The following is a 24,920-nucleotide window of genomic DNA, read 5'->3' on the forward strand; positions in this document are numbered from 1 at the left end:
GCCAGATCAGGCGGCGGCGGCCTGCGTCGCGCCCCGGCGGCGCATCACCCCGCCGACCGCCGCGAAGCCGAGGATCATCAGGCCCCAGGTCGCCGGTTCCGGCACACCTGCCGCCGTGATCGCGACATTGTCGAGAACCGGGCCATAGGCGCCCGGCGTCTGCGACGCGAACGACAAGGTTGTCGAAGCGCCGCTTGCAACAAAGTTATAGGTATATTGCGCCCAGCCCAGGTTCGCCCTGTCGTGGCCAGTCGTATCGAACGTATAGTCGGTGCTGGCATTGCCAGTCGCGCCTACCTGGACGGTCTTGGATACAGGTGCGCCATCGGGATTGCCGGCAAGCCAGAAGCTGACGCTGTACTTTGTGCCCGCGACCGTATCGAACGTCTGCGCGATACCGCCCTGCCCGTTGCCATCGAGATCGACGCTGCGGCTGCCGTCCTGCGCCGTCCAGTAATTGCCGATATAATCGACGCTGTCGCCGGTCACCGTCCAGCCCGTGATCGACGTCGTGTCGCCACCCGAGACGGTGGTGAACGAACCGGGGCTTATGCCGTTCTCGAAACTGCCGTTGATGAACGCGGCCGCGCTGGCTGCACCCGGGAGCATGAACGCCGATCCGGCAGCGGCGGCGAGAAGAATATTACGCATGGTCGAAACCCCTTACTGTGCCGACCGAACCGAGCCACATATTCATCGGAACTTTCGACGATGTGCCAGCGAACTGACAGTCGCTGACTAGCACGGTAAACGTGGCATTAAGATTATTGTTGCACCGCACCATCGCAAAAATCGCTCGCTTCATCCGCGGATTGCCATTGATCGTTCCGGAACAGCATCATTTCGCGCCCATGACGCGTGATGCCTGGGTATAGATAACCTGCCACCGGCCATCACGCTTGGCCCAGACATCGGCGAAGCGCAGGCGGGCCTCGTATCTTTTTCCGCTGTCCGTGCCGCGCAGCAGCGCCACTCCGCCCATCACCGCGCCGTTCGCCCAGACCTTTTCGATCGGCTGCTCGACGGTGAAAGGCTCGAGCGTGAAGCCGGGCGCGGTGTAATCGCGGATCAGCTCCGCCCTGGTCTCGATCGCCCCGCCGGAGTTCACCAGCGTGTAATCGTCCGCCAGCAACCGCTCCAGCGCGATGCGATCGCCCTTCACCTGTGCCGCATCATACGCCCGTACCGCCTCGGCCAGGTCCGCCGGGAGCGGGGCGGCTGCGGCAAGCAGAATCGCCGTAATGGTAGCGCCCATCGTCTCTCCTCCATTTCGCTTTCGTTGCGGCCACGTCATGCCTATATAATCGGCATGGCAGAACCCCAGAATGCGAATGATTACGGCGCCTCCTCGATCAAGGTGCTGAAGGGCCTCGACGCGGTACGCAAGCGTCCCGGCATGTATATCGGCGACACCGATGATGGCTCGGGCCTCCACCATATGGTGTTCGAGGTTTCCGATAACGCGATCGACGAGGCGCTCGCCGGCCATTGCGACCGGATCGACATCGCGTTGAACGCCGACGGCTCCGTCTCGGTGACCGATAACGGCCGCGGCATCCCGACCGGAATCCATCCCGAGGAGGGTGTGTCTGCGGCCGAAGTCATCATGACCCAGCTCCACGCCGGCGGCAAATTCGAGAATACGTCCGACGACAATGCCTACAAAGTGTCGGGCGGGCTCCACGGCGTGGGCGTCAGCGTGGTCAACGCACTGTCCGAGTGGCTCGATCTCACGATCTGGCGGGACGGGGAGGAGCATTACATGCGCTTCGCCTTCGGCGATGCGGTCGCGCCGCTCAAGGTCGTCGGCAAGGCGGAGGGAAAGAAGGGGACGCGCGTCACCTTCCTGCCCAGCCCCGCCACGTTCAAGATCACCGAATTCGATTTCGAGAAGCTGGAGCATCGCTATCGCGAGCTGGCGTTCCTCAATTCGGGTGTGCGGCTGTTCCTCACAGATGCGCGCCATGAGGAGCCCCGGACGATCGAGCTTTACTATGAGGGCGGGATCGCCGCCTTCGTGAAGTGGCTCGATCGCAACAAGGCGCCGCTGTTTCCGGAGCCGATCGCGATCAGCGGTCAGCGCGACGATATCGGCATCGATGTCGCGCTGGAATGGAACGACAGTTATTACGAAAACGTCCTGTGCTTCACCAACAACATCCCGCAGCGTGACGGCGGCACCCATCTCGCCGCGTTCCGCTCCGCACTGACGCGCACGCTCAACGCCTATGCCGACAAATCCGGCATCCTGAAGAAGGAGAAGGTGAGCCTGACCGGCGACGACATGCGCGAAGGGCTGACGGCGATTGTCTCGGTAAAGTTGCCGGACCCCAAGTTCTCGTCGCAGACCAAGGACAAGCTGGTCAGTTCCGAGGTGCGCCAGCCGCTGGAAAGCCTGCTCGCCGACAAGATGAGCGACTGGCTGGAGGAAAATCCGCAGAACGCGCGCCAGATCGTGCAGAAGGTGATCGATGCGGCCGCCGCGCGCGAAGCCGCGCGGAAAGCGCGCGAGGCGAGCCGCAAGTCGGTGATGGGTATCGCCAGCCTGCCGGGCAAGCTGGCCGACTGCCAGGAGAAGGATCCGGCCAAGTCCGAGCTGTTCATCGTCGAGGGCGATTCGGCTGGCGGCTCCGCCAAGCAGGGGCGCGACCGGCACTTCCAGGCGATCCTGCCGTTGCGCGGCAAGATCCTGAATGTCGAGCGCGCGCGTTTTGACCGGATGCTGGGCAGCCGCGAGATCGGCACGCTGATTCAGGCGATGGGCACCGGCATCGGCCGCGACGAATTCAACGCGGACAAGCTGCGCTACCACAAGATCGTCATCATGACCGACGCCGACGTGGACGGCGCGCATATCCGCACGCTGCTGCTCACCTTCTTTTACCGGCAGATGCCCGAGCTGATCGAGCGCGGGCATCTCTATATCGCCCAGCCACCGCTCTATAAGGCGACGCGTGGCCGGTCCGAAGTGTACCTGAAAGACGAGAAGGCGCTCGACGATTATCTGGTCGAGGCCGGGGTCGCCGCGATGGTGCTTGAAACCAGCGCTGGCGCGCGTTCCGGGCAGGATCTCACGGCGCTGGTCGAACATGCGCGGCGCATGCGCACGGTGATGCGCTACGTCCCCCGTCGGTATGATCCAGTCATCATCGAGGCGCTGGCGATGTCCGGCGCGCTCAATCCTGATCTCGATCGCGCGCGACGCGAGGCGGCGGTGGTGGAGGTTACCCGGCGGCTCGAATCCGGTGATCGCGAGGCGGGCTGGACAGCACGGCTGACAGAGGATGGCAGCATCCATTTCGAGCGGCTGTGGCGCGGGGTGACCGATCACCATATCGTCGAGGCGGCGTTCGTCAGCTCGGCCGAGGCGCGCAAACTGCACTCGCTCGCCGCCGAACAGGCAGAAGCCTTCACCGACGCGGCCAAGCTCGTGCCGCTCAAGGGCGCGGCCGCCACCGAAGACGCTGCCGACACGCCCGTCGGGGATGACGAGGGCGAACAGGCGACCGCGATCGGCAAGGGCGAATCGCTTGTCGCGCGTCCCTCGCAACTGCTCGAGGCAATACTGGCGGTTGGCCGCAAGGGTCTGTCGATCCAGCGTTACAAAGGGCTGGGCGAGATGAACCCCGAACAGCTTTGGGAAACCACGCTCGATCCCACCAATCGATCGTTGCTCAGGGTGGCGATCGACCAGGCGGATGTGGCGGACGAAATCTTCACCCGTTTGATGGGAGACGTGGTGGAGCCGCGCCGCGAGTTCATTCAGGAGAATGCCCTCTCGGTCGCCAATCTGGACGTGTGACGATCGGCGCGGGGCGGTCATCCCGCCTGCGCGCAATCGCCCGTCAAAACCAGGTGCGGACGCCCAATACCAGCGCCGCGCCGCCGGTGCGGTCGCCATCGGCGCGCGCAAAATCGGCGGTGCGGCCGATGCGCCGCCGCCACGAGACGCCGACATAAGGGGCGAATTCGCGCTCTATCTCATAACGCAGCCGGAGGCCCAGTTCCGCCTCGCTCAATCCGGCACCGATGGCGGCGGCGGGAATATCCTGCGCGGCGAAGTTCAACTCGGCGCGAGGCTGGAGGATAAGACGCTGCGTTAGCCGCTGGTCGTAATAGCCGCCGATGCGGGCGCTCAACTCTCCCCTTGTGGAAAGAAACGCCATGGCATCCACCTGAAACCAGTAAGGCGCCAGACCCTCTACGCCGATCGTGGCATAGGTGCGCGGCGCCGCCGCGCGGAAATCCTGGCGCGCGCCCCCCTGAACGTTGAAATACGGGCCGATCGCGCGGCTGTAGAGCGCCTGCACCTCTCCCTCGTCGAGCCGGCCGGCAAACGCGCCGCCGCCCTCGCTCTTGATGACGAGCCGGTCGATATCGCCGCCGAACCAGCCCTCCCCGCTCCAGCGATAGCCGCTCGGGCCGGCGCCGATCCGCGCCTCGGCAAGATCGATCATCACCTGCGAAAAGGTCATGCCGCCATGGTCCCGGCGCAGCGCGGCGCGCGACGCGGCCATGGCATCCGCGCCCCAGAACCGATCGGCGTAATCAGCGACCGGCGCGGGCGGCGGCGGCGCGTTTCCGGCGGGCTGCGCGGTGCCGACCGGTTGCTGCATGCTGGCGGGCGCGGGGGAGGCGGCGCGGGTACAATGCCCCATCGCCGCATGCTCGGGCGGGCATTGCGCATCGCCGGACAGGATCGCAGGCGCAGACATCCCATGCGCGGCGTGCGGATCGGGAGCCGCCTTGCAATGCCCCATCGCGGCATGTTCCGGGGGGCAGGCCGATGCGGCGACCGGGGCGGGCGGGGCGGGCATCACCATGCCGTCATGGCCGGCGTGGGCGGCCCCCTGCCCGAAAGCCGCGCCACTCCATGCCAGGGCCACCAGCGGGAACACGCACCTCACGTCGCCTCCCCCTCGCGTAGGCGGACCGAGACGATCTGCATCATTCCCGCGTGCATGTGATACAGCAGGTGGCAGTGGAACGCCCAGTCGCCGACAGCGTCGGTCGTCACGTCGAACGTCACCGTCCCGCCAGGCTGTACCTGCACGGTATGCTTGCGCGGCGCATGGTCGCCATGGCCGGTGACGAGTTCGAAGAAGTGGCCGTGCAGGTGTATCGGGTGACCCATCATCGTATCGTTGACCAGCGTCACGCGCACGCGCTCTCCCTGCGCAAACGGGATCGGCGCGGTGACGGCGCTCAGTTTCTCGCCGTCGAACGCCCACATATAGCGTTCCATATTTCCGGTCAGGTGGATGCGCATCTGGCGCGACGGCGCGCGCAGATCGGGATTGCGCCGGGCAGCAACGAGATCGCGATAGGTGAGCACGCGGTGCCCCGCGTCGGCCAGCCCCTGCCCCGGCTCACCGGTGCGATCGACCGGCATGGGGGAAATCGTCTGGACGGCCGGCGTCTTCCTCACCTCCGGCGCGGTGGCGAAATCGCGCATCGCGTGCTTCATCTGGTGGCCGCCATGATCGATTCCGGTCATGTCCATGCCAGCCATGTCCATGCCCATGTCGCGCATCGTCGCTAGCGGGCGGGCGCGAAGCGGCGGCACCGCCCCGACCATCCCCGCGCGCGGGGCGAGCGTCGCGCGCGCGATGCCGGAACGGTCGATGCTCTCGCCGACGATCGTATAGGCGCGCTCCTCATGCGGCGCGACGATCAGGTCATAGGTTTCGGCGACCGCGACCTGCAGTTCATCCACCGTCACCGGCCGCACATCCTGCCCGTCAGCCTGCACCACAGTGAGCGGCAGGCCGGGGATGCGCAGGTTGAAGGTGGTCATGGCGGAGGCATTGATGACGCGCAGGCGCACGCGCTCACCCGGCGCGAACAGCGCCGTCCAGTTATCCTGCGGGCCATGGCCGTTGACGAGATAGGTGTAGGTGCTCGCCGTGACGTCCGCGATATCGGTCGGGTCCATCCGCATCGCGCCCCACGCGAGCCGCCCGCGCTCGGGCTGGTCCCGCCCCGCGAGCAGGCCCGGCAGCGTCTGCTTCTGCCGGTTGAAATAGCCGCCCTGCAGCTTGAGCCTGCGGAAGATCGCGTGCGGATGCAGGGGGCTGTGATCGGACAGCACGATCACATGCTCGCGATCCGACACGATCGGGTCCGCGCCGGCCGGATCGATCACGATCGGCCCGTAATGGCCGAGTTGCTCCTGAAGCCCGGAATGGCTGTGATACCAATAAGTGCCGGACTGGACGATCGGGAAGCGATAGATGAATGTCTCGCCCGCCCTGATGCCCGGAAAACTCACCCCCGGCACGCCATCCATCTGCATTGGCAGGATCAGCCCGTGCCAGTGGATCGAGCTGTCCTCATCGAGCGCATTCTCAACATGCAGCCGCACCTCCTGCCCCTCGCGCAGGCGGATCAGCGGCGCCGGGACGGTGTCGTTGATGCCGATCGCGTGGGTCATCCGGCCATCCACCGTCAGCATCCGGGGCGCGATCCGCAGGTGAATATCCTCGCCCGACAGCGCCGGCATCGGGCGCACGATGCCGGCGGAAACGGGCCGCGCCCACGCAGGAAAAGCCGCCGCGACGCCCAGCGCGGCGCTGCCGCGAAGAAGCGAGCGGCGATCGAGGTCGATGGTCATCGACGCGGGAGGTAAGCCGGTCGGGTGATGCTGTCACCCCTAGCGCAGCAGCGCGGCGATCTGCGCCTCCGCGATCGCCCCCGCCTCGGCCGCATCGAGCACGCCGGGCGACAGGCACAGTTCAAGCCACAGGCCGTCGACCAGCGCGGTGATCGCGATCGCGGCGCGCCGGCATGCGCCGGGCGCAATGCCACAATCGGCAAGCAGCCGTTCCAGCCCGGCGCGGAAATGCGCATATTGCTCGTCATGCAGCCGCGCCACATCGTCGCGCGCGATGACGAGGCTCCAGAACGCCACCCAGGTGGCGAGCAGCGCGCGATCGGCAATTGGCGGGGCGAAGCTCGCGGCGACATAGGCCGAAAGCCGCGCGCGCGGATCATCGCCCGCCCGCAGCACCGCCGCATCGAGCGCCGCCGTCACCTCACCGCCGACCTGCGCATAGGTCGCCGCGATCAGCGCATCGACCCCGCCGAAATGGTGCGTCACCAACCCCGGCGACACCCCCGCCTCCAGCGCGATCGCGCGCACCGATACGCCGCTCGCCCCGTCGCGCGCCAGCACGCGCGTGGTCGCCTCGATCAGCAGCTTGCGGCGCTCGTCGGCATCGGTGCGGGTGAAAGCGGGCGTATTGCGCATTCTGCAACCTTATTATACGATCGTATAGCAAGCAACCGGAGTGCCGCCGATGGCTACCCTCGCCCAATCCCGTGCCGATCCGGATGCGGATTTCTCGCTGCCCGGCTGGATCTACACGGATCCCGAATTCTTCGATGTCGAAATCGCACGCGTGATCCGCCCGTCGTGGCAGATCGTCTGCCACGAAAGTGACCTCCCGGCTCCCGGCGACTGGCGAACGATCGCCTATGCCGGCGAACAGGTGATGGCGGTGCGCGGGGAGGACGGCACGATTCGCGCCTTCCACAATGTCTGCCGCCACCGTGCGATGCGGATCGTGGAGGGGGACGCAGGCTGCGCGAAGAAGCTGGTGTGCCCCTATCACGCGTGGACCTATGAGCTCGATGGGCGGCTCTCCGGCGTGCCGATGAAGCGCGATTATCCCGCGCTCCGGCTGGAGGAGAATAGCCTCGTCCCGGTCGAGGCATCGATCTGGCGCGGCTTCGTCTTCGTGCGGCTGGAGGACGATGGCGGGCCGTCGGTGGCGGAGATGATGGCGCCCTACGATCACCAGATCGCGCCCTATCGCTTCGAGGAGATGCGCCGGATCAGCGACGTGCGGCTGCGCGAGCGCGCCGTGAACTGGAAGAACGTCGGCGACAATTATTCCGACAATCTGCACATCCCGGTGGCGCATGACGGGCTGACGCGGCTGTTCGGCAAGAGCTACGCGATCGAGGCCGCCGGCTGGGTGGACAAAATGTCCGGGCAACTCGTCGATCGCCCGTCGGACAACCCGTGGGAGCGCTTCTATCAGAAGCATCTGCCGCAAGTGGATCACCTGCCAGCAGAGAACCAGCGGCTGTGGCTGTATTACAAGCTGTGGCCGAACATGGCGTTCGACATCTACGCCGACCAGATCGATTTCATGCAGTGGCTGCCGCTCTCGCCCACCACCTGCGTGCTGCGTGAGATGTGCTTCGCGCTGCCCGATGACCGCCGCGAGATGAAGCTGGCGCGCTACGCGAACTGGCGGATCAATCGCGTGGTGAACGCCGAGGATACCTGGCTGATCGAGCGCGTGCAGCAGGGCATGGCATCGCAGAGCTACACCGCCGGCCCGATCGGCGCGAGCGAAGTGTGCCTGCGCTCCTTCGCGGCCAAGATCAGGCAGCGCATTCCCGAGGCACGGCTCCAGCGCGCGCCCGCGCCGGGCTGGTCGCGCCGGCCGCGCGCGATCGACGCATAGGAATCAGGGGGATCGACATGACCAGGAAATACGACGCGATCATCATCGGCGGCGGGCATAACGGCCTCGTCTGCGCCTTCTATCTCGCCCGCGCCGGGCTGAAGGTCCGCGTGCTCGAACGGCGACACATCGTGGGCGGGGCGGCGGTGACCGAGGAATTCCACCCCGGTTTCCGCAATTCGACTGCCAGCTACACCGTCAGCCTGCTCCGCCCCAAGGTGATCGCGGACATGAAGCTGCACGATTACGGCTATCGCATCATCGAGCGGACGATCAGCAATTTCTTCCCGTTCGCGGATACCTATCTGAAGCTCGGCGGCGGCACGCTGCGCACGCAGGCGGAGTTCACGCGCTTCAGCCGGAAGGACGCCGAAACCTACCCGCATTACGATGCCGCGCTGGAGAAGGTGGCGCAGGTGCTGCGCGATCTGTCGCTGAAGGTGCCGCCCAATGTCGGCGGGGGCCTGCGCGCACTGATGTCCGGCGCGACGCAGGGCTGGCCGCTGGCGAAAATGGGGATCGAGGCGCAGCGCGACCTGCTCGACGTGTTCACCAAATCCGCACGCGATTTCCTCGATGGCTGGTTCGAGGACGATCACGTCAAGACAGCCTTCGCCTTCGATGCCGTGGTCGGCAATTACGCCGGCGTTTCCACCCCCGGCTCGGCCTATGTGTTGCTCCATCACGTGTTCGGCGAAGTGAACGGCAAGCTTGGCGCATGGGGCCATTCGGTTGGCGGGATGGGCGCGATCACGCAGGCGATGGCGCGCGCGTGCGAGGATGCCGGCGTCGAGATCACGCTAGAGGCGCCGGTCGATCGCGTGCTGGTCGATGGCGGCAAGGCGGCGGGCGTGCGGCTGGAGAGCGGGGAAGAGATTGCCGCGCCGATCGTCGCGGCCAATGTCGGCCCGGCGCTGCTCTATCGCCGCATGGTGGACGGCAGCGATCTGCCCGCCGATTTCCTGCGGCGAATCGACAATTACAAGCTCGGCTCGGGCACGTTCCGCATGAACGTCGCGCTATCCGAACTCCCCGATTTCACCGTGCTGCCCGGCAAGGACAAGGCCGAACACCATACCGCCGGCATCATCATCGCCCCCGGCATGGACTATATGGATCAGGCGTTCGACGATGCGAAGCAGCTCGGCTGGTCGAGGAAACCGATCGTGGAGATGAAGCTGCCGTCCACCGTCGACGGCACGCTCGCCCCGCCGGGGCAGCATGTCGCCAGCCTGTTCTGCCAGCAATTCTCGCCGGTGCTGTCCGGTGGACGCTCGTGGGATGACGTGCGCGAGGAAGTCGCCGATCTCATCATCGATACGGTCAATGATCATGCCCCCAATTTCAAGGCGAGCGTGATCGCGCGGCAGATCCATTCGCCGCTGGATCTCGAGCGAAAGTTCGGGCTGATCGGCGGTGATATCTTCCACGGCCATATGAGCCTCGATCAGCTCTGGGCGGCCCGCCCGGTGCTGGGTCACGGCGATTATCGCGCGCCGGTGAAGGGGCTGTACATGTGCGGCTCGGGCACGCATCCGGGCGGCGGGGTCACGGGTGCGCCGGGGCACAATGCCGCGCACGAGATACTGCGCGATCGTTCGCTTCTCGGGCGTTTTCTGCCTATCTGACGGCGATATTTTCGCGCCCGGGGGAAGAATGGACCGCTACGATCGCCGCCATCAGGCGCTCGCCGCCGCGCTCGCGGCACTGGCCGGTTTTGTCGATGCGATCGGCTTCGTGAAGCTGGGCGGCATGTTCGTCTCGTTCATGAGCGGCAACACGACGCGGATGGCGGTGGATCTGGCGACCGGTTCGGCGGTGACGGCGATGGCCGCCGCGTTGATCGCCGCATTCCTCGCCGGCGTGATCGGCGGGGCACTGGTGGCGGCGGCGACCGGCACGGCGCGCAAGGTGGCGGTGCTGTCGCTCACCGCCGCGCTGCTAGCGGTGGCGGCCGTGCTCGACCGGTTCGTGACGGGCGGCTTGGCGGCGCTGCCGATGGCGGTCGCGATGGGCGCGGCGAACAACGTATTCCTGCGCGACGGCGAGGTGTCGGTTGGCGTCACCTATATGACCGGAACGCTCGTGAAGCTCGGTCAGCGGATCGCGGCGGCGCTGCTGGGCGACGATCCGGTCGGGTGGGCGCCCTATCTGCGGCTGTGGCTTGGGCTGCTTGCCGGCGCGATCGGGGGCGCATTGCTCTATCCGCGCATCGGATCGGTTAGCCTGGCGCTTGCGGCCGTGGCGGCCGCGGGCCTCGCGATCGCCGCGCGCCGGCTCGGTCCGTCCGATCCCTATCCGCGCCGTACCCACCAATAGACGGGCAGGCCAAGCGCGAGCAGCGCCAGCCCCCACAGGTCGGCTTTCAGCCCCAGCCCATATGTCATCCACGCGACGAAGCCCGCGGCGATCACTGCCGCGATCCGCGCTGGGATATCGCCGCGCAGCAGCTTGAGCGCGGCCAACGCGCTCGCCAGATAGGCGAGCATCCCGGCGGCGAGGCTGAGCGAGGCGATCTCCTCGAACAGCGCCCCGGTCCCCCCGCCATAGTTCAGCGCCATCACCAGCGTGACGAGCACGCCCGAGACGAGATGCGCGCGCGCCGGCGTGCCCTGCGGCGTCTCCTTCCCGAACCAGGCGGGAAAAACGCCGCCGCGCGCCATCGCCCATGGCATTTCGCCCTGCAGCAGGATGAAGCCGTTGAGCGCGCCGAAGGCGCTGATCGCGGCGAACAGCGCCACCAGATCGCCCGTTCCGGGCCCGAAAGAGCGCGCGAGAAATGCCGCCACCGGCGCGGGCGAGGCGGCGACCTCCGCGCGCGGCATCATCAGCGCGATCGCGGCGGCCACCGCGAAATAGACGAGGCCGGTGAGCGCGGTTCCCGCCAGCGTGACCAGCGGCACCACGCGCGCGGCATTCTCCACCTTGTCGGCAGGCACGGTCGCCGATTCGACACCCAGGAAGCCCCAGAAGGTAAGCGCCGCCGCCCCCGCCACCGCGCTCGCGCCAATCGGCACCGGGGCATTCGTCGCCAGCGCGCCCGATCCGTCGCCCAGCAGCAGCCACGCCGCCAGCAGGATCACGCCCGCCAGCGGCACGAGCTTGAGCCCCGCCGTCACCACCTGCACCTGGCCCGCAAGGCCGACGCCGCGGATGTTCACCGCCACCAGCCCCCAGATCAGCGCCAGCGCCAGCGCCATCGCGGGCAGGCCGCTGCCGATCGCGGGGAACGGCACGCTCAGCGCGCTCACCACCGCCACCGCCACCGCGCCGTTGCCCGCCCACACCAGCACCCAATAGCTCCACGCCACGGCGAAGCCGGCTGTCGGGCCGAACGCCGCCGTGGCGAAAGCATAGGGGCCGCCCGCCGCCGGTATCGTCGCGGCCAGCCGTGCGAAGACGAACGCCAGGCACATCGCCCCCGCGATCGTCACGCCCCAGCCGATCAGCGCATTGGCGCCCAGCGGCGCCAGCGTGGCGGGCAGCAGATAGATGCCCGAGCCGATCATGTTGCCGACGACGAGCGCCAGCGCGGCCCATATCCCCAGCGCGCGCTTCTGCTGCATCGTCGCCCCTCTTCCGCTCGTATGCCCGGGGTGTGAGGCAATCGGGGGCCGCCCGCAAGCCGCGCACCGTGCCGTTAACCGCGTCTTAGCCGCGCTGCTTTACTCCGGCCCCATGCCTGACCTGTGCCGGAGCCGATGCTGAGGCCCATCTTCCTTGCTGTGCCCACTCTCGTGCTGGCCACGTCGTGCGTGCCCAAGGCGGAGGCGCCGAATTACGCGCCGGCACCGGGAACGGCGGCCGCGCGCCCGGTGAAGAACCCGCGCGAGCTGCTCCAGCGGCTGGCGCTGGATGTGCCGACAAACATCGTCGAGGAAGCCGCGCTGGCGAAGCTCGCGCGACCAGCGGTGCTGAACGCCGCCCCCGCCTTCGAGGCGGGCGAGCAATCCGCCGACGATGCCGGCCGTGCGCTCGATTGCCTGACGCAGGCGGTCTATTACGAGGCACGATCCGAACCCGTGGATGGCGAGCGCGCCGTGGCGCAGGTGGTGCTAAACCGCGTGCGCGACCGTGCTTTTCCCAAAAGCGTGTGCGGCGTCGTCTATCAGGGATCGAACCGCAGCACCGGCTGCCAGTTCAGCTTCACCTGCGACGGATCGATGACCCGCCCGCGCGATCCGAATGCCTGGGCGCGCGCGCGCGCGGTGGCGGCGGCCGCGCTGTCCGGCGACGTCTACGCGCCGATCGGGTCCGCCACGCATTATCACGCCAATTATGTGCTGCCATGGTGGGCGTCGAGCCTGACGCGCATCGGGGCGGTGGGGGCGCATATCTTCTATCGCTGGCGCGACGGGATGGAGAACGCGCTCGCTTTCCGGCAGCGCTATGAGGGCGTGGAGCCGGAGATCGGCACGACGATCGCCGCCGCCGGCGATCAGTTCGGCGTGACGGTGCACCGCGAGGCGGCGGGCGGCGCTGCCACCGCCGCTATCACCGCTGGCAACGAAACAGTCGGGTCGGTGACGATCCACCGCAGCGGCGCGGTTGCCCCCGCCGGCCCGACGCCCGGCGCCGCGCTCGCCGCGCGGAGCACGCCGGCGATCGCCCGATCCGCGCTCAGCGCCGGGGTCCGCGTCCATCGCAATATCGCCCCGCCCGAGGGCGCCGGCCCGGAAGACATCGACCCGAGCCAGAGCTGACCGTCAGCGCAGCCGCTCCGCATGCCAGCGCAGATGGTCGGCCAGGAAGGTTGAGATGAAATAATAGCTGTGGTCGTAACCCGGCTGCATCCTGAGCGTCAGCGGGATGCCGGCCTGTGCACATGCGTCGGCCAGCAGATCGGGCTTGAGCTGGTTTTCCAGAAACTGGTCCGCCGCGCCCTGATCGACCAGCAGCGCCGGCACGCGCGCGCCGTCCTCGATCAGCGCCACCGCATCGTGTTTGCGCCATGCCGCGCGATCCGGCCCGAGATAGCCGCCCAGCGCCTTCTCGCCCCACGGCACCCGCGATGGCGCGACGATCGGCGCGAAGGCGGAGACGGCGCGATAGCGATCCGGGAAGGTCAGCCCGATCGTCAGCGCGCCATGCCCGCCCATCGAATGGCCCATGATCGATTGCCGCGCCGCATCCACCGGAAAGTTCGCCGCGACCAGCGCCGGCAATTCGTCGGCGACGTAGGACCACATGCGATAGTTTGCCGCCCACGGCGCCTCGGTCGCATCGACATAGAAGCCCGCGCCCAGCCCGAAATCATAGGCCGCGTCGGCGTCGTCGGGCACACCCTCGCCACGCGGCGACGTATCCGGCGCGACGAAGATCACGCCCAGTTCCGCACAGGCGCGGCGGAACTCGCCCTTGTCGGTGACATTGGCGTGGGTGCACGTGAGGCCGGACAGATACCAGATCACCGGCAGCCGATCGCCCTCCTCATGCGGCGGGACATAGACGGAGAAGGTCATCTCCGTGCCCGTCGCCGACGACGCATGGCGATAGACGCCCTGTGTGCCGCCGAACGCGCGATTGGTGGAAACGGTCTCCATCGCGTCAGTAAACGACGACCGAGCGGATGCTCTCGCCGGCGTGCATCAGGTCGAAACCCTTGTTGATGTCCTCCAGCGACAACCGGTGCGTGATCATCGGATCGATCTCGATCAGGCCGTTCATATACCAGTCGACGATCTTCGGCACGTCCGTCCGCCCGCGCGCACCCCCGAAGGCGGTGCCCTTCCACACCCGCCCGGTGACAAGCTGGAACGGCCGCGTCGCGATTTCCCTGCCCGCTTCGGCCACGCCGATGACGATCGATTCGCCCCTGCCGCGATGCGCGCTTTCCAGCGCCTGCCGCATCACGACGGTGTTGCCGGTGCAATCGAACGTGTAATCGCCGCCGCCGTCGGTGAGCGCGATCAGATGCTGGACGATATCGCCCACGTTCTTCGGGTTGACGAAATCGGTCATCCCGAAGCGGCGGCCCCATTCCTCGCGGTCCGGGTTGATATCGACGCCGATGATGCGCGCGGCGCCCGCGAATTTCGCGCCCTGGATCACGTTGAGGCCGATCCCGCCCAGGCCGAATACGATAACGGTGGCGCCCGGCTCCACCTTGGCGGTGTTGACCACCGCGCCGACGCCGGTGGTCACGCCGCAACCGATATAGCAGCTCGTGTCGAACGGCGCGTCCGGGCGGATCTTGGCCACCGCGATCTCCGGCAGCACGGTGAAGTTCGAGAAGGTGGAGCAGCCCATGTAATGGAAGATGGTCTGCCCCTTGTAGCTGAAGCGGCTCGTGCCGTCCGGCATCAGCCCCTTGCCCTGCGTCGCGCGGATCGCGGTGCACAGGTTCGTCTTCTGGCTTAGGCAGGATTTACACTGGCGGCATTCCGGCGTGTAGAGCGGGATGACATGATCGTCGGGCGCAACGCTGGTGACGCCCGGCCCCACCTCGCGCACGATCCCGCAGCCTTCGTGGCCCAGCACGCTCGGAAACAGCCCCTCGCTGTCCAGGCCGTCGAGCGTGTAGGCGTCGGTGTGGCAGATGCCGGTCGCCATGATTTCCACCAGCACCTCGCCGGCTTTTGGCCCTTCGAGGTCCAGCTCGACGATCTCCAGCGGCTTCTTCGCCTCGAATGCGACGGCGGCGCGGGTCTTCATTGGATGCTCCTGTAGCTAGGCTGTCGCCAGTTCCTTAAGCGGAACGGACGCATCGGCAAGCCGCTCCGGCGCGATGACCGAACCGGCCAGCACGAGCGCGCGGCCCTGCACATAGTCCCGGGTGGCGTTGACGCAGTCGAGCGCGATCACGCGGCCCTGCTTCAGATAGAGCAGGCTGAACGATCGCGTCGCCGTATCGCCGCGCAGCACGACCTGATCGTGGCCGGTCGAAAGGCCCACCGTCTGCAGTTTCAGGTCATATTGGTTCGACCAGAACCATGGCACCGCATCATAGGGGACGGGCTCTCCCATGATCGCCTTCGCCACGGTCGTCGCCTGATCGTTCGCGTTCTGCACCGATTCGAGCCGGATGTGCGCGCCGCCGGCAAAGCCGTTCGCGTGCGCGGCGCAATCGCCGATCGCGTAGATATCGGGCAGGCTGGTGCGGCAAAACGCGTCCACATCGACCCCGTTGCCGCCAGTCGCGCCGGCCGCGAGCAGCGGCTCCACCGCCGGGACGATCCCGATGCCGACGATCACCATCTCGCATGGCAGCACCTCGCCATCGGCAAGCCGCACCCCGCTGACCGCGCCGTCGCGCTCCTCGATGCACGATACCGTCGCGCCCAGCCGCACCTCGACGCCATGCGCGCGGTGCTCCGCCTCGTAGAAGCGCGACAGCGGCTCGCCCGCCACGCGCGCCAGGACGCGCGGCAGCGCCTCGAGCACCGTCACCTGCTTTTCGAGTTTCGACAGCACCGCCGCCGCCTCCAGCCCGATATAGCCGCCCCCGATCACCACCACGCGGCGGGTCGTCTCCAGTTCGCCCATCAGCCGGTCCACGTCGGCGCGCGTGCGCACCGCATGAACCCCCGCGAGCGCGTGGCCGTCGCATGTCAGACGGCGCGGGCTGCCGCCGGTCGCCCAGATCAGCGTGCCATAGCCGATCGCCATGCCGTCCGCCGCCGTCACCCGATGCGCGGCGGGATCGACCGAGGCGACGCGATGCCCGAGCAGCATCTCCACCTGCTTTTCCGCCCAGAAGGTCGCGGGGCGGATCAGGATGCGTTCGAATTCCTTCTCGCGCGACAGATAGTCTTTCGACAGCGGCGGCCGCTCATAGGGAAGCTCCGGCTCGTCGCCGACGATCGCGATCGTGCCGGCGAACTTGCGCTGCCTGAGCGCCACGGCGGCCTGCGCGCCGCCATGCCCGCCGCCCACGATCAGCACATCGAAACGCTCACCCGTCACGCCCATTTCGTCCCTCGCCTCTCCCGCCTTCTTCCACCACGCGAAAGCGCCGCGCGAGTCAATGACAGAACTGTCACTTGCCTTGTGCCGCGCCGGCCATATGTCGGCAGTGATGCACGGTGGTGGAGATCGAGGATGAACCTGCTGCTGGTGGAGGATGACGAAGATTATGCGACGACGCTGGCCGAGGAATTGCGCGCGCTCGATCATGAGGTGACGGTGGCGGCGAGCGGCGCGGTGGCGCTGCAGGCGGCGGATCGCGAACCGTTCGACGCCGCGATCATCGATCGCATGTTGCCGCAGATGGACGGCACCGAAGTCATTCGCCGGCTGCGGGAGGGCGGCAAGCGGCTGCCCGTCGTGATGCTCAGCGCGCTCGGCCGCTCGGCGGAAAAGGTGGAGGGGCTGGATGCGGGCGCCGACGATTATGTCGTGAAGCCCACGCCCGCGATCGAGCTTGACGCGCGGCTTAAGGCGCTGTTGCGCGGGCGGCAGTGGACCACCGGCGATGGCGATACGGTTCGCGCGGGTGACATCGTGGTGAGCCCGACCCGGTTTCGCGCGTGGCGCAACGATCGTCCGCTCGATCTCGTCCGGCTGGAATTGCAGTTGCTGGCCGAACTGGCGCGCAACGCCGGCACGGTGCTGACGCGCGCGATGCTGATCGAGCGGGTGTGGGGCTATGATTTCGAGCCGACCACCAACATCGTCGATGTCCAGATCCGCGCGCTGCGACGCAAGCTGATCGGGGATGGGGAAAGCGATCCGATCGTCACGCTGCGCGGCATCGGCTACATGTTGCGCGATTGATCGTGCCGGCGCTGCGATCGCTGCGATCGCTGACGCTCGCTTTCCTTGCCGCGTTTTTCGTCGCCGTGGCGCTGACCGGGTTTGCGACGCACCGCGCCATGCAGCGCGCGATCGTCGAACTGGTCGACAAGCGCATCGCGGCATTGGCGGATGGCGTTATCAGCGCCTCGCCGCCCGGCAACGTAGCCGCGATCACCAGCCGTATCGCCGCGCTCTCGCGCGATCGCGACACCGCCGATGTCGGCTTCGCGCTGACCGATGCGAACGGGCGCTGGCTGGGCGGCAACGTGCATCCGGCCCGATCGCTGCCGATCGGCTTCTCGTCACTGGCGCGCGAAGCCAGGATCGCCGGGCTGTCGACCGGGCGGGCTTTGGTGCGCGACGCCGGCGGCGGGCTGCGGCTCACCACGATCGCGGAAACGGACCCGATCGACGAGGAAGGCGCGGCACGCGGGCGGCTCTATCTCTTCGGGTTCGCGCTGATCGTCGCGATCGTCGTCGCGGGCGCGGTCGTGTTCGTGTCGCTGGTCAGCCGGCGCATCGGCGAAGTGCGGGAAACCGCGCTTGCGATCATCGATGGCGACATGCGGCGGCGGCTGCCGGTCGATCCCAGCGGCGATGCCTTCGCCGAACAGGCGGCCACCTTCAACCGCATGCTCGATCGCATCGCCGATCTGATGGCCGAGATCAGCAACGTCAGCAACGATATCGCGCATGACATGCGCACGCCGCTCGCGCGGCTGCGCAGCAGGCTTGCGCTGATCGCCGGTCGCCGCGAAGCGGCGGCGCTTCAGGACGAGATCGCGGAAACGCTTGCGCAGTGCGATGCGCTGCTCGCGATGTTCAACGCCGCGCTTCGCATTGCGGAGGTAGAGGGGGGCGATCGCCGCGCCGGCTTCACCCGGCTGGATCTTGGCGGCCTGGTCGCCGAATTCGGGGAGATGATGGCGCCGGTCGCCGCCGAATCCGGGCATCTTCTGGTCGTCGGCGATTGTGATCGTGCCGATATCGATGGGGATCGGCAATTGCTCAGCCAGGCGCTCATCAACCTGGTGGAAAACGCGCTGTGCCATACGCCCGCCGGCACCACGATCACCCTCTCCGTGTGCAGCGGTAACAGCCACGTCCGGCTGACGGTGCGCGACGACGGACCGGGAATACCCGCCGCGCAGCAGGCGACCGCGCTGCGCCGGTTCGGCAGGCTTGAGCCGAGCCGCCATGCGCGCGGGCATGGGCTTGGCCTGCCGCTGGTGCAGGCGATCGCCGGGCTGCATCGCGGCCGGCTGGATCTGGAGCAGGCACGCCCCGGCCTGCGCGCGGTGCTGACAATCGCGCGCGTCGCATAGAAAAAAGGCCCGGCGCGCCTTCGACAAAAAGGACGGGCCGGGCCTGAGAACTGACCGCGCGTGCAGGGGAGCCACGCGATCGGGGAAAACGCCGTTACATGCGGAACGTCGCCTCGACGCCGAAGGTGCGCGGCGCGTTGAAGTTGCCGTAATCGCCCAGGATGTTGTTCACGCTACCCGTCGTCACGCTGCTGGACGGCGCGCCCGGCAGGCTGTTCGACGGATCGCGGCGGAACACATATTGCGCGTTGAACAGGTTGCGCGACCACAGCGAGAACGTCACCTTCTGACCGCCAGCGCCCAGATCGATATCCGCCAGCGAGACGCGGCCGTTCACGAGGAACGAGGCGTCATTGTGGGTGGCGAACTGGTCGAACGCCTGCGTCGACTGCGAGTAATTGGCATCGAGGTGGAAGCGGATCTTCGCGTCTCCGCCGCCGACCGGAACCTCGTAATCGACCGCGCCGCTCGCGGCGTTGCGCGGGGTGAAGACGATGTAGAAGTTCTGGTACACGCTCGTGGTGAGGCCGCCGGCGGTCGCCGTAATCAGCACGGGCGGGATGCGCGTGTAGGTATAGGCATAGGAGCCCGTCAGCGTCAGGCCATCGATCGGCCGCAGCGTGAGATCGGCCTCGATCCCGCGGATCTTGGTGATGCCGGGGGCGTTGATCGTCACGAGGTTGTTGAAGTTGCTCGCGCCGAGCGGCTGGATCGAGCTGATATCGACCTGGCTGTCCTTGCGGTCCATGATGTAGCCGGCCAGGTTCAGGCGGCCGCGGTGATCCCAGAAATCCGCCTTCAGGCCGATTTCATAGGATTTCACGTCTTCCGGGTTGAACGGCTGATAGTTGGACGTGCGCGAGCTCGCGCCACCCGCGCGATATCCGGTGGCATATTTGGCATAGACGTGCACGTCGTCGCTCACGTCATAGGCCACCGTCGCCATCGGGTTGAAGCGGTTCCACGATTTGTCGAGCGGTGCGTAGCCGGCAGCGGCGGCGACGGTCGGGTTGGTATCGTAGTTTACGCCGCGCGAGAAGTGCAGGACGCCGCGCTTCTTGTCGTTGGTGTAGCGGCCACCGACGGTGAGGTGGAGCGAATCGGTCGCGTTCCAGGTCGCCTGGCCGTAGGCGGCATAGCTCTTCGACCATACTTCGGACGCGCGATCGATCGTGGCGAACGGGTTGGTGTAGATCGCCGGGTTGATCGTGTAGCCGGTGCCGTCCGCATTCCAGATATTGGAATTGGGCGTGGCGGCGTTGTCGCTGACGTGCTCGTTGAAATAATAGAGGCCGGCCACGTAATCGATGCTGCTGATCGAGCCGACGGCCTGGAATTCCTGGCTGAACTGCGTCTGGCGCAGGTTGGCGAGGCTGTAGCGGCTGAACGCGCCATTGGGGGAATAGACCGGCACGCGATGCGCCCCGCCGCTGTTATCCCACTGCGTAGCCGTAACCCCCCGCCATGCGGTGATCGAGCGCAGTTCGATCTCCGGCGAGGCGCTCCACTTGAAGTTGTTGGTGAAGCCGTGCGTTTTATCGATGCTTTCCTGCTGCGGAACGCCGATGTCGGCTACGGTCATGCGCGTCTGGCCGTTCACGACGACCAGCGGCGACAGCGGCTTCACGGTGCCCGTGAGGTTCGTGTAATTGGTGCCTGGCAGATAGCAGGCCGGCTGCGACGCCTGGGAGCCAGCGGCGCAATTGTTCGGATTGTAGTTCAGCAGCTGGCTGTAGAATGGCGTGTTCGCGTCATAGCCGGTGTCGTACGAGAAATCGTTGGTGATGTTGCTTGTCGGCTTCCAGCGCACGGCGGCACGACCGCCGCGACGATTGAACGAGTTCCAGCCGGCCTGGCCCGGCATCGGATTCTTGGTGGTCGGCCCCTGATACTGGACCACACCATCCAGCTTCACGCTGAAATTGTGATATTCGGGCAGATCGACGTGCGCATCGGCATTATAGCCGCCATAATTGCTGACGCCCGCGGTAACGCGCATGTCGAACACGCCCGATGGCGCTTTCGAAACGATGCTCAGCGCGCCGCCTTCGGTGTTGCGGCCGAACAGCGTGCCTTGCGGCCCCTTCAGCACCTCGATCCGCTCCAGATCGAACAGCGCGGCGTTCAAACCATGCTGGCGACCGATATAGACGCCATCGACGTAGATGCCGACGCCCTGCTCGCGCGCGGGCTGATTCGCGTCGAGCGGCACGATGCCGCGGATGCCGATCGTGAGCGCGGACTGCCGCGCCTCGAACGTGGCGATACGCAGCGACGGCACGGCACCGTCGGCAAGATCGTAAAGGCTCTGGACGTGGCGATCCTTGATGACCTGCGTGTCGACCACGTTGATCGCGATCGGCGTCTTCTGCAGGCTCGTCTCGCGCTTGGTCGCGGTGACGACGACATCCTTGATGCCCGAATCGTCGGTTGCGGCAGGAGCTTCAGCCGGCGCGGCATCCGCGACAGGCGCAGGCGTTGCATGCGCCGAGACCGGCAGCGCGAAAAGCGCAGCACCGGCGAGAAGACGCAGCCGCGTCCGCGAAAGAATCGTCATGAGATGTTTCCCCAAACACGGGCTGCATCGGCCCGCCGAGGGCGGCCCTATGTCAGTCGCGCGGCATCCCGGTGACACTTCGGTTACATCGATCGACCGATTGAGTTCATTTTCACTTCATTTTACGATCGTCTCATCGGCTATGCGATCGGGGTCGGCGCGCAAGCCATCGTGAAGCTCTTGATTCCGGGGCAGGGAAAAGGCTGCTGACACGCTGGCCCCGGCCGCAGCGATCATGCGTGCTGGTGGACGCGCTGCGCTACCGACGCGATGAAGAATGAAATTTCGAAAGGATCCCAGGCGCGGCGGACAGCCGGCGCGAATCGTGATGCGGGAGATCAGCGGCGGGAATAACTACGGGCGATCAGCCCAGCAGCGCGAACGCCACGCCAAAGATCGCCATTGCGATGCCGCTGGCACAGGCGAGCAGGCCAACATTGCACTCGCACACGCCGGAATTGATCCGTTCCATTATCCGTCTCCTCTCCAGTGCAATGCTCTGTCGGCATCTTGCGTTGGAAGAGTGAGAGCCTATCACGTGCGCGCAAAGACGCAAGCACGCGATTCCGCCAGCATCATGCCTCGTCGAGCGACTCGACAAGCCTGCCGAGGAGGCAGGTCAATTGTGCATGTTCCTCGTCGCTGAGCGCGGTGAGCTGCGCCGACAACACTTTCTGTCGCAGCGGCTCCGTCGCTTCCAGCATCCGCGCGCCGGCCGCGGTGATAGCGATTCGCTTCACGCGGCGATCATCCGGGTCTGCGGCGCGAGCGATCAGCGCGTCGCGCTCCATGCCGTCCAGCGCTTCCGTGACTGTGCGCGGCGCAAGATCGAACAGTTCGGCGATGTCGGCGGCGCGCGCCGCGCCTTGGCGCGCCCGGATGAACAGCAGCATCTTGGTGCGTGTCAGCGAGGCGCCCTGTTGTGTCAGCGCCCGATTGAGACGGCGATGTATCTGGAGATAGGCGCTGGCGAGGTTCTTGATGAGCTGATCGTCGCTTTTCATGAGGAACCTCATTACATGGTCTTGCATTATGCTGCAACTGCGAGCATTTGAAACGACAGCAATCGACCCCGGATACTCCCATGGCAGACCAAACGCCCGAAAACACCGCGACTCAGCCCACGGAGGAGCGCGTCTCCCCGCTGAAGAAACCGCGTGTTCGCCTGATCCTCATCATCGTAATCGCGCTTGTTGTGATCGGCGGGATCGCGTTTCTGTTGCGCTACGAAAGTTATGGCAAATACCAGCAATCGACAAATGACGCGTATGTCCAGGCCGATGCGGTAACGGTGTCGCCCAAGGTTTCCGGTTATGTCGAAAAGGTGTTCGTCGCCGATAACCAGACGGTGACTGCGGGGCAGCCGCTGCTGCAGATCGATTCGCGCGATTATAATGCGCAGGCAGCGCAGAGCCGGGCGCAGATCGACGTGGCTAACGCCAATGCGGCCGGTGTTCGCGCGCAGATTGGTGAACAACAGGCCGACATAGCGCGTGCGCAAGCCGACCTGGTCGCCGCGCGCGCCGATGCGGCATTCGCGCATAATGAAGTGTCTCGGTATCAGCCACTCGCCGCGACCGGCGCCGAAACGCGCGAACGACTGTCGCAACTAAAGAGTCAGGCGACGCAGGCCGACGCGAAGGTCGCCGCCGCTCGGGCTGCGGTCGTGAGCGCGCGGCGGCGCGTCGGCACGTTGCAAGCGCAGGTGAAACAGGCGCTGGCGCAAGGCGAAGGGGCGCGCGCGCAGCTCGCCGCCGCCGACACCAATGTGGGCGCAACCCTGATCCGAGCCGCGATCAACGGCCGCATCGGCAACAAAACCGTACGGCAAGGGCAGTTCGTGCAGGCCGCGACGCGGCTGATGACGGTCGTGCCGGTGCGCGGTCTTTATATCGACGCCAATTTCAAGGAGACGCAGCTTGGCCTGATGCGCGTCGGACAGCCGGTTTCCGTCCGCGTCGATGCGCTGCCGGGTGTGGAGATCCCCGGGCGGGTCGCCAGCGTTTCGCCCGGCACGGGCGCGCAATTCTCGATCCTGCCGCCACAGAACGCGACGGGCAACTTCACCAAGATCGTCCAGCGCGTGCCGGTGCGGATCGCAATCAGCCCTGGCCCTGAAACGCGCGCGCTGCTGGTGCCCGGCATGTCCGTGGACGTGAGCGTCGATACGCGTTCCGCAAAGGGCGCGGCCGATCGCATCAAGCGCGAGCAGCAGCAACACAACGAGCGGATCGGCCAATGAACGCCACCACCGTCGGCGCGTCGGATACACCGGCGGCGGCGACACAGGGGCTGCCCGAGCGCGCCGATGCGGCCGCGTGGCTGGCCGTCGGCGCGGGCAGCCTCGGCGCGATGATGGCGACGCTCGACATCTCGATCGTCAATTCCTCGCTGCCCACCATCCAGGGCGAAATCGGTGCGAGCGCGACCGAGGGCACGTGGATCGCGACCGCCTATCTGGTGGCCGAGATCATCATCATTCCGCTCTCGGCATGGCTGGAGCGCATGCTTGGGCTCCGCACGTTCCTGTTGATTGCGGCGACCTTGTTTACCGGCTTCTCGATGCTGTGCGGGATTTCGACCAACCTGACGATGATGATTATCGGGCGTGTCGGACAAGGGTTTACCGGCGGGGCGCTGATTCCCACCGCGATGACGATCATCGCGACGCGCCTGCCACGGGCGCAGCAACCGATCGGCAACGCGCTGTTCGGCGTTACCGCGATTCTGGGGCCGGTGCTTGGCCCCCTGGTCGGTGGCTGGCTGACCGAGAATGTCAGCTGGCACTATGCGTTCTTCATCAACCTGCCAGTCGGCATCACGCTGGTGACGCTGCTGCTGCTGACGATGCCGCATCGCAAGGCGCAGCTCGGCGAGTTGCTCAATGCCGATTGGATGGGGATCGCAGGGCTGGCGCTGGGGCTGGGCGGGCTCACCGTGGTGCTGGAGGAGGGGCAGCGCGAGCAATGGTTCCAGAGCAGCGAGATCGTCACGATATCGCTCGTCTCCGCGATCGGCTTCGTCCTGCTGTTCGCCGGGCAGATGTTCGCCCGCCGCCCGGTCATCAAGCTCAAGCTGCTGCTCGATCGGCAATTCGGATCGGTCGCGATGATGGGGATCGTCGTCGGCATGGTGCTTTATGGCACCTCCTATGTGATCCCGCAGTTCCTTGCCGCGATCGCCAATTACGATGCGCTCCAGTCCGGCAAGATCGTGCTGCTTTCAGGTATTCCCAGCCTGATGCTGATGCCGTTCACGCCACTGATGATCCGGCATTTCGATATCCGCATCGCGGTGGGCGCGGGCCTGCTCATCATGGCGACAAGCTGCTGGATCGACACGGTGTTGACGGCGCAATCGGCAGGCGGCGCTTTCGTCGAATCGCAATTGCTGCGCGGGGTGGGCACGATCCTGTCCTTCCTGTTCCTCAATCAGGCGGCGATCGCCTCTGTGCCCCCGGAGGATGCAGGCGATGCGGCGGGGCTGTTCAACGCGATGCGCAACCTTGGCGGCTCGTTCGCGCTGGCCGGCATCGCGACGATCCAGGATCGGCGATCGTGGCTGCACAGCCGTCGGATCGAGGAAACGCTCGATGCCAATTCGGGAATGCTGCAGGATTACCTCGCCGGGCTTGGCCAGGCGCTCGGCGGCCCCGATGCGGCAATGCGCACCCTGGCCGGATCGATCCAGCGCGATGCGCTGGTGATGACCTTCAACGACATCTTCTGGCTTCTCGCGGTCGGCATCGTGATCGTCGTTCCCCTTGTCCTGTTCCTGCGACCACTGCCCAAGGGGCAGTCGATCGCAATGCACTGAGGCCCATTC

The 24,920-nt window shown here is 66.5% G+C and carries 20 protein-coding genes; 9 read left to right on the plus strand and 11 right to left on the minus strand.

Annotated features, from left to right (window positions below; all coding sequences use genetic code 11):
- Positions 1 to 6: 6 nt before the first annotated feature.
- Together ACM61V_RS02620 and ACM61V_RS02625 are read right to left on the minus strand one after the other, a co-directional pair.
- Positions 7 to 651 (minus strand): choice-of-anchor C family protein, encoded by a 645-nt coding sequence (locus tag ACM61V_RS02620; protein WP_419713787.1) that lies wholly within the window; start codon positions 649 to 651, stop codon positions 7 to 9.
- Positions 652 to 838: 187 nt separating this feature from the next.
- Entirely contained in the window at positions 839 to 1,255 is a 417-nt protein-coding gene (locus tag ACM61V_RS02625) for a nuclear transport factor 2 family protein (RefSeq protein WP_137785527.1), read from the minus strand.
- A gap of 54 nt (positions 1,256 to 1,309) precedes the next feature.
- On the opposite strand from ACM61V_RS02625, the gene gyrB reads away from it, so the two are divergent.
- Positions 1,310 to 3,802, plus strand: a complete 2,493-nt coding sequence (gyrB, locus tag ACM61V_RS02630) for a DNA topoisomerase (ATP-hydrolyzing) subunit B (RefSeq protein ID WP_137785528.1) — start codon at positions 1,310 to 1,312, stop codon at positions 3,800 to 3,802.
- Between the two features lie 43 nt (positions 3,803 to 3,845).
- Here the strand turns inward: gyrB and ACM61V_RS02635 are convergent, their stop codons facing one another.
- From ACM61V_RS02635 to ACM61V_RS02645, 3 genes are read right to left on the minus strand one after another with little or no spacing between them, the layout of a single operon-like run.
- Positions 3,846 to 4,898: a copper resistance protein B gene (locus ACM61V_RS02635; RefSeq protein ID WP_419714240.1), complete on the minus strand. Its 1,053-nt coding sequence runs from the start codon at positions 4,896 to 4,898 to the stop codon at positions 3,846 to 3,848.
- Positions 4,899 to 4,903: 5 nt separating this feature from the next.
- The gene (locus ACM61V_RS02640; protein WP_419713788.1) at positions 4,904 to 6,613 is read right to left on the minus strand and encodes a copper resistance system multicopper oxidase; all 1,710 of its coding nucleotides are present in this window, start codon (positions 6,611 to 6,613) and stop codon (positions 4,904 to 4,906) included.
- Positions 6,614 to 6,652: 39 nt separating this feature from the next.
- Complete coding sequence (locus ACM61V_RS02645; protein ID WP_137788388.1) at positions 6,653 to 7,249, minus strand: TetR family transcriptional regulator C-terminal domain-containing protein; 597 nt, start codon at positions 7,247 to 7,249, stop codon at positions 6,653 to 6,655.
- 49 nt (positions 7,250 to 7,298) lie between these two features.
- Between ACM61V_RS02645 and ACM61V_RS02650 the strand changes: the two genes are divergently transcribed.
- Genes ACM61V_RS02650 through ACM61V_RS02660 form a run of 3 tightly spaced genes read left to right on the plus strand, consistent with a single transcriptional unit; the run spans position 7,299 to position 10,796 of the window.
- Positions 7,299 to 8,477, plus strand: coding sequence for an aromatic ring-hydroxylating oxygenase subunit alpha (locus tag ACM61V_RS02650; protein WP_137788387.1), 1,179 nt, complete (start codon positions 7,299 to 7,301; stop codon positions 8,475 to 8,477).
- A 17-nt stretch (positions 8,478 to 8,494) separates the two neighbouring features.
- Positions 8,495 to 10,105, plus strand: coding sequence for a phytoene desaturase family protein (locus ACM61V_RS02655; RefSeq protein WP_137788386.1), 1,611 nt, complete (start codon positions 8,495 to 8,497; stop codon positions 10,103 to 10,105).
- A gap of 28 nt (positions 10,106 to 10,133) precedes the next feature.
- Positions 10,134 to 10,796 carry a YoaK family protein gene (locus ACM61V_RS02660; RefSeq protein ID WP_137788385.1) on the plus strand — a complete coding sequence of 221 codons (663 nt, stop codon included), beginning with the start codon at positions 10,134 to 10,136 and terminating at the stop codon, positions 10,794 to 10,796.
- On the opposite strand, the gene ACM61V_RS02665 is transcribed toward ACM61V_RS02660, so the two are convergent.
- Entirely contained in the window at positions 10,772 to 12,043 is a 1,272-nt protein-coding gene (locus tag ACM61V_RS02665; RefSeq protein WP_137788384.1) for an amino acid permease, read from the minus strand. The genes ACM61V_RS02660 and ACM61V_RS02665 overlap by 25 nt on opposite strands.
- Before the next feature lie 135 nt (positions 12,044 to 12,178).
- Between ACM61V_RS02665 and ACM61V_RS02670 the strand changes: the two genes are divergently transcribed.
- Positions 12,179 to 13,180, plus strand: a complete 1,002-nt coding sequence (locus ACM61V_RS02670; RefSeq protein ID WP_212742237.1) for a cell wall hydrolase — start codon at positions 12,179 to 12,181, stop codon at positions 13,178 to 13,180.
- A 3-nt stretch (positions 13,181 to 13,183) separates the two neighbouring features.
- Here ACM61V_RS02670 and fghA read toward each other — a convergent pair whose 3' ends face one another.
- Genes fghA through ACM61V_RS02685 form a run of 3 tightly spaced genes read right to left on the minus strand, consistent with a single transcriptional unit; the run spans position 13,184 to position 16,382 of the window.
- Positions 13,184 to 14,020, minus strand: a complete 837-nt coding sequence (gene fghA / locus ACM61V_RS02675; protein ID WP_137788383.1) for an S-formylglutathione hydrolase — start codon at positions 14,018 to 14,020, stop codon at positions 13,184 to 13,186.
- A gap of 4 nt (positions 14,021 to 14,024) precedes the next feature.
- Positions 14,025 to 15,131 carry an S-(hydroxymethyl)glutathione dehydrogenase/class III alcohol dehydrogenase gene (locus tag ACM61V_RS02680; RefSeq protein WP_419713789.1) on the minus strand — a complete coding sequence of 369 codons (1,107 nt, stop codon included), beginning with the start codon at positions 15,129 to 15,131 and terminating at the stop codon, positions 14,025 to 14,027.
- Positions 15,132 to 15,146: 15 nt separating this feature from the next.
- Positions 15,147 to 16,382: an NAD(P)/FAD-dependent oxidoreductase gene (locus ACM61V_RS02685; RefSeq protein ID WP_419713790.1), complete on the minus strand. Its 1,236-nt coding sequence runs from the start codon at positions 16,380 to 16,382 to the stop codon at positions 15,147 to 15,149.
- A 135-nt stretch (positions 16,383 to 16,517) separates the two neighbouring features.
- Between ACM61V_RS02685 and ACM61V_RS02690 the strand changes: the two genes are divergently transcribed.
- Both ACM61V_RS02690 and ACM61V_RS02695 read left to right on the plus strand, forming a co-directional pair.
- On the plus strand, positions 16,518 to 17,192 hold the full coding sequence (locus ACM61V_RS02690) for a response regulator transcription factor (protein WP_137788380.1): 675 nt from the start codon (positions 16,518 to 16,520) through the stop codon (positions 17,190 to 17,192).
- A 2-nt stretch (positions 17,193 to 17,194) separates the two neighbouring features.
- Positions 17,195 to 18,538, plus strand: coding sequence for a sensor histidine kinase (locus tag ACM61V_RS02695; RefSeq protein WP_249341743.1), 1,344 nt, complete (start codon positions 17,195 to 17,197; stop codon positions 18,536 to 18,538).
- Positions 18,539 to 18,632: 94 nt separating this feature from the next.
- On the opposite strand, the gene ACM61V_RS02700 is transcribed toward ACM61V_RS02695, so the two are convergent.
- Together ACM61V_RS02700 and ACM61V_RS02705 are read right to left on the minus strand one after the other, a co-directional pair.
- Positions 18,633 to 21,095: a TonB-dependent receptor gene (locus ACM61V_RS02700; RefSeq protein WP_137788379.1), complete on the minus strand. Its 2,463-nt coding sequence runs from the start codon at positions 21,093 to 21,095 to the stop codon at positions 18,633 to 18,635.
- A 575-nt stretch (positions 21,096 to 21,670) separates the two neighbouring features.
- Complete coding sequence (locus ACM61V_RS02705) at positions 21,671 to 22,099, minus strand: MarR family winged helix-turn-helix transcriptional regulator (RefSeq protein WP_249341742.1); 429 nt, start codon at positions 22,097 to 22,099, stop codon at positions 21,671 to 21,673.
- Positions 22,100 to 22,179: 80 nt separating this feature from the next.
- On the opposite strand from ACM61V_RS02705, the gene ACM61V_RS02710 reads away from it, so the two are divergent.
- Together ACM61V_RS02710 and ACM61V_RS02715 are read left to right on the plus strand one after the other, a co-directional pair.
- Complete coding sequence (locus tag ACM61V_RS02710) at positions 22,180 to 23,337, plus strand: HlyD family secretion protein (RefSeq protein ID WP_137788377.1); 1,158 nt, start codon at positions 22,180 to 22,182, stop codon at positions 23,335 to 23,337.
- Positions 23,334 to 24,911, plus strand: a complete 1,578-nt coding sequence (locus ACM61V_RS02715; protein ID WP_137788376.1) for an MDR family MFS transporter — start codon at positions 23,334 to 23,336, stop codon at positions 24,909 to 24,911. Before ACM61V_RS02710 ends, ACM61V_RS02715 begins: the two co-directional genes overlap by 4 nt.
- The last annotated feature ends 9 nt before the right edge of the window (positions 24,912 to 24,920 follow it).

Origin of the sequence: Sphingomonas sp. TX0543 (assembly GCF_048565505.1) — a bacterium.
GTDB lineage: Bacteria > Pseudomonadota > Alphaproteobacteria > Sphingomonadales > Sphingomonadaceae > Sphingomonas.

Bases quoted from the DNA above. Each gene is read 5' to 3' on its own strand.
- ACM61V_RS02620 (WP_419713787.1), bottom strand. From the start codon at position 651: ATGCGTAATATTCTTCTCGCCGCCGCTGCCGGATCGGCGTTCATGCTC.
- ACM61V_RS02625 (WP_137785527.1), bottom strand. From the start codon at position 1,255: ATGGGCGCTACCATTACGGCGATTCTGCTTGCCGCAGCCGCCCCGCTC.
- gyrB (WP_137785528.1), top strand. From the start codon at position 1,310: ATGGCAGAACCCCAGAATGCGAATGATTACGGCGCCTCCTCGATCAAG.
- ACM61V_RS02640 (WP_419713788.1), bottom strand. From the start codon at position 6,613: ATGACCATCGACCTCGATCGCCGCTCGCTTCTTCGCGGCAGCGCCGCG.
- ACM61V_RS02645 (WP_137788388.1), bottom strand. From the start codon at position 7,249: ATGCGCAATACGCCCGCTTTCACCCGCACCGATGCCGACGAGCGCCGC.
- ACM61V_RS02650 (WP_137788387.1), top strand. From the start codon at position 7,299: ATGGCTACCCTCGCCCAATCCCGTGCCGATCCGGATGCGGATTTCTCG.
- ACM61V_RS02655 (WP_137788386.1), top strand. From the start codon at position 8,495: ATGACCAGGAAATACGACGCGATCATCATCGGCGGCGGGCATAACGGC.
- ACM61V_RS02660 (WP_137788385.1), top strand. From the start codon at position 10,134: ATGGACCGCTACGATCGCCGCCATCAGGCGCTCGCCGCCGCGCTCGCG.
- ACM61V_RS02665 (WP_137788384.1), bottom strand. From the start codon at position 12,043: ATGCAGCAGAAGCGCGCGCTGGGGATATGGGCCGCGCTGGCGCTCGTC.
- ACM61V_RS02670 (WP_212742237.1), top strand. From the start codon at position 12,179: ATGCTGAGGCCCATCTTCCTTGCTGTGCCCACTCTCGTGCTGGCCACG.
- fghA (WP_137788383.1), bottom strand. From the start codon at position 14,020: ATGGAGACCGTTTCCACCAATCGCGCGTTCGGCGGCACACAGGGCGTC.
- ACM61V_RS02680 (WP_419713789.1), bottom strand. From the start codon at position 15,131: ATGAAGACCCGCGCCGCCGTCGCATTCGAGGCGAAGAAGCCGCTGGAG.
- ACM61V_RS02690 (WP_137788380.1), top strand. From the start codon at position 16,518: ATGAACCTGCTGCTGGTGGAGGATGACGAAGATTATGCGACGACGCTG.
- ACM61V_RS02700 (WP_137788379.1), bottom strand. From the start codon at position 21,095: ATGACGATTCTTTCGCGGACGCGGCTGCGTCTTCTCGCCGGTGCTGCG.
- ACM61V_RS02705 (WP_249341742.1), bottom strand. From the start codon at position 22,099: ATGAAAAGCGACGATCAGCTCATCAAGAACCTCGCCAGCGCCTATCTC.
- ACM61V_RS02710 (WP_137788377.1), top strand. From the start codon at position 22,180: ATGGCAGACCAAACGCCCGAAAACACCGCGACTCAGCCCACGGAGGAG.
- ACM61V_RS02715 (WP_137788376.1), top strand. From the start codon at position 23,334: ATGAACGCCACCACCGTCGGCGCGTCGGATACACCGGCGGCGGCGACA.